The organism is Spirulina subsalsa FACHB-351 (genome assembly GCF_026130165.1).
GTDB lineage: Bacteria > Cyanobacteriota > Cyanobacteriia > Cyanobacteriales > Spirulinaceae > Spirulina_A > Spirulina_A subsalsa_A.
Genome location: NZ_JAIHOM010000186.1, coordinates 1 through 6,111, shown reverse-complemented (window position 1 = coordinate 6,111; position 6,111 = coordinate 1). Strand labels below are relative to the sequence as shown.

The window sequence follows — 6,111 nt, the reverse complement described above, 5'->3', positions numbered from 1 at the left end:
AATGCGGTCGGGCAGACCGTATCAACGCTCGTCGAGGGTAAAGATATCGGGGTTGGAGTTTATACTCCAGCTAGAGTCTCCCTGTGACACGAGAATCCCCGACCGTTTACGGCGGGGAGTTGTCAACTAACTCTAATCAACCGGGAATCCTTTTTATTGGGGTCAATGATGATGGAACTTGTGCAAACTTAACGATTACCGATGACCTCCTTTTAAGCCTTTCTAGTATAAAGCCAGATTATCCTATTGCGGCCTTAAGACAATTGGTCAGCAACGCTATTCTGCACCGTTCCTATGAAGCAACCAATGCTCCCATTAAAGTGTACTGGTTTAAAGATAGAATTGAAATTTATAATCCGGGGGGATTATTTGGTCAAGTCAATCGAGAAAACTTAGGTCAAGGGGTGACAGATTATCGTAATCCTCACTTAGCAGAAGCGATGAAAAATCTAGGCTATGTACAACGGTTTGGCATTGGAATTCCAACGGCTCGTCAAGAATTAGCGAAAAATGGCAATCCACCTCCAGAATTTGTTATAGACGATGCCTATACTTTAGTTATTGTGAGGTCTGCCCTATGAACCCACCCATTATTGCTTTTTTCAATAATAAAGGGGGAGTGGGTAAAACTTCCTTGGTCTATCATCTGGCTTGGATGTATCGAGATTTAGGCCGCAAAGTGATCGCCGCAGACTTAGATCCTCAAGCGAATTTAACGAGTGCTTTTTTGGAGGAAGATCGCTTAGAACAAATTTGGGAAGATTCCCAAAAACCTAATACTATTTTTCGCTGTATTCAACCCTTATTACGGGGCATTGGAGACATTGCCCAGCCCGAATTAGAAACAATTGACCTAGACTTACATTTGTTAATTGGCGATTTAACTCTATCGGGGTTTGAAGATGAATTATCCTCCCAATGGCCCGATTGTTTGGATGGGAAAGAAAGGGCTTTTCGTGTAATTTCTGCTTTTTGGAGATTGCTACATCAATCAGCGATAGAACATCAGGCGGATCTCGTTTTAATGGATTTAGGCCCTAACTTGGGTGCAATTAATCGGGCGGCTTTGATTGCGGCGGATTATATTGTAATTCCCTTGGCTCCAGATTTATTTTCCCTCCAAGGTCTGAAAAATTTGGGGCCAACGGTGAAACGTTGGCGGGGAGAATGGCAAGATCGTTTCGGGCGGAATCCTGTCCCAGACCTTCGGCTACCACCGGGTAAAATGCAGCCTATTGGGTATGTGATTCTACAACACGCTATCCGTTTTGACCGTCCGGTGAGGGCTTTTGAGCGCTGGATGGGGCGGATTCCAGAAACGTATCATAGCAAGGTGATTCAAGGGCAAGGAGAGGCGGCTGTTAGTCCGGGGAAGGATGAGCATTGTCTGGCATTGCTGAAGCATTATCAAAGTTTAATGCCAATGGCGCAAGAAGCGCGGAAACCCATGTTTCATCTAAAACCGGCGGATGGTGCAATCGGTGCTCACAGTCGGGCCGTGACTGGGGTGTATTGGGATTTTAAGGCTTTGGCGGATAAAATTGGCGATCGCACAAAACTCCCCCCCATCACCTGAGAGTCCAGCCCCCCATTGATTCCTCTGTATTTCACGATACAATCAAGGGGTGTTCAGGTGTTGGGGGTGTTGATGAAAAGAGCGATTGTTTTACTATCGGGGGGGTTAGATTCTTCCACAACGGCAGCACAGGCGATCGCAGAGGGTTATGATGTGATTGCTCTTTCCTTCCGCTACGGGCAACGACACGAACGAGAATTACAAGCGGCTGAGGCGATCGCACAACATTTAGGGATTACAGAACACTACACCATTGATGTGAACTTGGCCCAGTGGGGAGGATCTTCCCTCACGGATTTCTCTCAAACACTCCCCGAAGAGGGTCCCCAAGCCGATGTTATCCCCTCTACCTATGTTCCGGGACGCAATACGGTTTTTATTGCGATCGCCCTTTCCCTGGCCGAAGCTAAAGCAGCAGAGGCCATTTTTCTGGGCATTAATGCCGTAGATTATTCCGGGTATCCTGACTGTCGCCCCGAATACCTCAGCGCCTATCAAACTCTAGCGAATCTGGCCTCTAAAGTGGGAGTGGAGGGAAAAGCACCCCAACTCATCGCCCCCCTCATCCATGATTCCAAAGTGGACATTGTGCGTCGTGCCGTAAAACTAGGCATCCCCCTAGAAAAAACTTGGTCCTGTTATGCGGGGGGGGAAACCCCTTGTGGTCTGTGCGATTCTTGTCAAATTCGCGATCGCGCCCTCCGAGAAGCTGGGATTAAGATGTGAACTACCCCACCCTGCCGTTGGCGAGGATGGGGCTTCCTGATTCAACTTAAAATATTATTTTGGATTTTCGACATCCGGTTTTACCTGGGTTTGGGACTCTATCCCTCTACCGGAAATTGCCACGTTTCAACACTACCATCGGGCAACTCCCAAAGATAATGGGACACTTCCCAATAACTTTTAGACGCACCGGAAAACGTTAAAACCGTCGTCACTAAAACCGGCCAAGTCGGGTTAGGAGTGAGTGTTGTCACAAAAGACATCACCGTAAAACCCATAATAATTAGTGAAAACAGCGCCACTAAAGGCACAATAATTAAATCCATTAAACGAAAACGGTGTAATCGCTTGGCAATTTTCCCTAGATGATAGTTAATCGACTGGATTCGGCATGAGGTTGAAGAGAATCCATTATTTAGTTGTCCGTACATAGCTTAGAACCCTTGGGATAATAAAGACAATTTATTTCGCGCTAATTGCATCAATACAAGAACGACACCCCAAAACTTTGACCTAATTATTCTCTCGCAAGCGCTCAATAATTAGTGGGTTTTTGGTGGGTTTTCCCCTGTTCGGTTTCGGGAAGTCTGCAATAGACAAAGCACCCCCCGACTGATCTCTAGAGAGGTTCTCTTAATGCAGAGACTCCTAATGCAGAGATAAGTCGGATCCACAAGTCACCCCAGTTATGATCTCCACGAGGAAAGATCACCCATGAGGCACTCGCAAGCTCTACCGCTTATAGGTTGAATGATCTCAATTCAATCTATCGCTAGAACTTCCTGAACCAGAACAATCGATGAGTTATATTTACTCAACCCAAGGGGTTATTGATTTACAATCACCCCTCGGCATTAGTAAATCAGCTTGTCTTTAATCGTCTTCTCTCAATGCTGACGGAGTTAGCTGACGGGCTAGGGTTGAGAGATTCCCTTCTGCCTTTTCTCTAGGGGTTTCAGCTATTGGGCGAAAGTTGCTCGGGTTTTACCAACCCATAACCTCTAACCAATACCTTTCAACCGATCTAATTTATCCCAGAGATGGCGTTACCAGATTAGCCCCGATTAAATCGGTTCCTCCGTTCCAGCTATAGGTATTTTATTGACCTCTTCCTGTTAAGTAACAAGATTTCCTGTTGGGTAACAAAATCATCAAGCTCGGATTAGATCACTAGCCTTCAGACTTGCACCTATCCCAGGACTGGCTCCAAGTTGGGAGCTAGCTGGATTAAGCTGACTCTTGTATCGATTTGGTCTAATCCTAACATAATTAAATTCAATCTGTCAACGATTTAGCAAGAATTTGAGCCAGATTTTTGTTACCTTTTTTCACAGTTGTAACAATGCGTAAAACTGCCTGCACTAAGCTCATTCTTCAAAGGGCAAAATAAGTATAAATGCTGAGAAGAGGGGAAAACCGTACCCCACCCCCTTACTATTTTCTGTCAGAATAAAAAAGTAAAGATTCATTACAGATTGTCTTCTGTGGGAAATTCAGATAAAAAACGGGATTTACCAAACAATGAGCATCAAAAACACACCCCAACGCTCTTGGACGCGGTTAGTGGGCAATATTCTGTTAATTGCGGGGACAGGGTTCTTATTAATCAACCTTTTCTTTCCCCAACTCTTTGCCTCCAAACCGCCCCAAGTTCCCTATAGTCTCTTTATTGACCAAGTGAGTGATGGAGAAGTAGCAAGAGCCTATGTCACTCAGGATCAAATCCGTTATCAACTGAAAGGAGTGGATGATAAACCGGGGGAAATTCTCGCCACGACTCCTATTTTTGACCTGCAATTACCCCAACGCTTAGAAGATAGCGGGGTAGAATTTGCGGCAGCCCCACCCAAAGGCAATAATTGGTTGGGCAGTCTCCTAAGTTGGGTGATTCCTCCCCTAATTTTTGTCGGGATTTGGCAGTTTTTCCTAGGCCGGGGGGGTGGTGGACCCCAAGGGGCGCTATCGATTAGTAAAAGTCGCGCCAAGGTCTATGTAGAAGATGATGCTACGAAGGTGACATTTGCCGATGTGGCCGGAGTAGAAGAGGCGAAAACCGAACTAGAGGAAATTGTGGAATTTCTGAAAAACCCCGAACGCTATTTAAATATCGGGGCGCGAATTCCTAAAGGGGTGTTGTTAGTGGGGCCGCCGGGAACCGGGAAAACCTTGCTGGCCAAGGCTGTGGCCGGGGAAGCGGGGGTTTCGTTCTTCAGTATTTCCGGTTCTGAGTTTGTCGAGTTATTCGTGGGGGCTGGGGCTGCCCGGGTGCGGGACTTGTTTGAACAGGCGAAGAAGAAAGCCCCTTGTATTATCTTTATTGATGAATTAGATGCCATTGGTAAATCCCGGGCCAATGGGGGATTTATGGGGGGTAATGATGAACGGGAACAGACCTTAAACCAGTTGTTGACCGAAATGGATGGTTTCGCGGCCGGAGGGGCGACGGTGATTGTTTTAGCGGCTACTAACCGACCGGAAACCTTAGACCCCGCGCTGTTGCGTCCCGGTCGTTTTGACCGTCAAGTGTTGGTAGACCGACCGGATTTAGGGGGACGGTTGAAGATTCTGGAAATCTATGCCCAGAAGGTGAAGATCGGTCATGATGTAGACTTAAAGGCGATCGCAACCCGAACCCCCGGTTTTGCAGGTGCTGATTTAGCCAACCTCGTCAATGAAGCCGCTTTACTGGCCGCCCGTAACCAACGAGAAACCGTCAGTCAGGCTGATTTTGCCGAAGCTATCGAGCGCGTTGTAGCTGGACTAGAGAAGAAAAGCCGCGTCCTCAACGAGAAAGAGAAAAAAATCGTCGCCTATCACGAAGTTGGTCACGCCCTCGTCGGGGCTGCCCTCCCCGGTGGTGGGAAAGTCGCCAAAATCTCCATTGTCCCCCGTGGGATGGCCGCCCTCGGTTACACCTTACAAATGCCCACTGAAGACCGTTTCTTAATGAATGAGACGGAACTCCGCAACCAAATCGCCACCCTCCTCGGAGGACGGGCCGCCGAAGAGATTGTATTCGGCAGTATCACCACCGGAGCCGCCAATGACCTCCAACGGGCGACGGACTTGGCGGAACGTATGGTCACAACCTACGGCATGAGTAAGGTACTAGGCCCCTTGGCCTACGAAAAAGGCGGACAGAATAATTTCCTCGGGGATGGGATGATGAATCCCCGTCGTAATGTCAGCGATTCCACCGCTAAAGCCATTGATGAGGAAGTGAAAGAAATTGTAGAACAAGCGCACCAATCTGCTTTACAGATTCTCAGTCAGAATCGGGACTTAATGGAAACCATTACCCACCAAATTCTAGAGTCCGAGGTTATTGAGGGGGAAACCTTAGCCCAATTGTTGGGACAAGTGGTTAATCCAGACCTAGAAACCGTGATGGTGTAAGGATTTGGGGAAATCTTCCCCGAGTTGGCAACTTTTTCAGTGCGGTCTACGTCCTAATAGCTGGATAGTGTCCTAGTTAGTGGCTGGGTTTCACTGGGGAGGAACAGAAGTCTAACTTCTGTTCCTTTCTTTTTGCTGTAATAATTGGAGCTTGCTGAATAACTCTACTCATGGGGCTAGGGAACAGGGAACAAGGAACAGGGGGAATTGACACTCTCAGGTCTAAAGACACTGAGTTTCCAAACTCCCACCCTTTTCTTATGAACGCCACCTTTCACCACAATTTTTTGACACTCCCATCGCTAAAAGCGAGGGATTCTTGGTTCAACGAGTTTCCTTAACTTGGCAGGACGTATCCAACCAAGCCAGAGGGAATCTCTCCCCAAGCGTGAGTTCCGGTATGCCCTACCGTA

The 6,111-nt window shown here is 47.4% G+C and carries 4 protein-coding genes, 1 pseudogene and 1 riboswitch; of the genes and pseudogenes, 4 read left to right on the top strand and 1 reads right to left on the bottom strand.

What is annotated here, in order from left to right; genetic code table 11:
• Positions 1-227: 227 nt before the first annotated feature.
• The 3 genes and pseudogenes from K4A83_RS21510 to queC form a co-directional block, all read left to right on the top strand.
• A pseudogene (locus K4A83_RS21510) lies at positions 228-581 on the top strand (ATP-binding protein); the annotation flags it as partial.
• Positions 578-1,576 carry a ParA family protein gene (locus K4A83_RS21505; RefSeq protein ID WP_265266763.1) on the top strand — a complete coding sequence of 333 codons (999 nt, stop codon included), beginning with the start codon at positions 578-580 and terminating at the stop codon, positions 1,574-1,576. The pseudogene K4A83_RS21510 and the gene K4A83_RS21505, both read left to right, overlap by 4 nt.
• 72 nt (positions 1,577-1,648) lie before the next feature.
• Positions 1,649-2,302, top strand: a complete 654-nt coding sequence (gene queC / locus K4A83_RS21500) for a 7-cyano-7-deazaguanine synthase QueC (protein ID WP_265266761.1) — start codon at positions 1,649-1,651, stop codon at positions 2,300-2,302.
• A 98-nt stretch (positions 2,303-2,400) separates the two neighbouring features.
• On the opposite strand, the gene K4A83_RS21495 is transcribed toward queC, so the two are convergent.
• The gene (locus K4A83_RS21495) at positions 2,401-2,733 is read right to left on the bottom strand and encodes a hypothetical protein (protein ID WP_265266760.1); all 333 of its coding nucleotides are present in this window, start codon (positions 2,731-2,733) and stop codon (positions 2,401-2,403) included.
• Between the two features lie 446 nt (positions 2,734-3,179).
• Positions 3,180-3,401: riboswitch (cyclic di-AMP (ydaO/yuaA leader) on the bottom strand.
• A gap of 422 nt (positions 3,402-3,823) precedes the next feature.
• Between K4A83_RS21495 and ftsH4 the strand changes: the two genes are divergently transcribed.
• Positions 3,824-5,698 carry an ATP-dependent zinc metalloprotease FtsH4 gene (gene ftsH4 / locus K4A83_RS21490; RefSeq protein ID WP_265266759.1) on the top strand — a complete coding sequence of 625 codons (1,875 nt, stop codon included), beginning with the start codon at positions 3,824-3,826 and terminating at the stop codon, positions 5,696-5,698.
• Positions 5,699-6,111: the final 413 nt, after the last annotated feature.

What these genes read in the sequence shown, in the direction of transcription:
- K4A83_RS21505 (WP_265266763.1), top strand. Translation starts at nt 578, where the DNA reads ATGAACCCACCCATTATTGCTTTTTTCAATAATAAAGGGGGAGTGGGT.
- queC (WP_265266761.1), top strand. Translation starts at nt 1,649, where the DNA reads ATGAAAAGAGCGATTGTTTTACTATCGGGGGGGTTAGATTCTTCCACA.
- K4A83_RS21495 (WP_265266760.1), bottom strand. Translation starts at nt 2,733, where the DNA reads ATGTACGGACAACTAAATAATGGATTCTCTTCAACCTCATGCCGAATC.
- ftsH4 (WP_265266759.1), top strand. Translation starts at nt 3,824, where the DNA reads ATGAGCATCAAAAACACACCCCAACGCTCTTGGACGCGGTTAGTGGGC.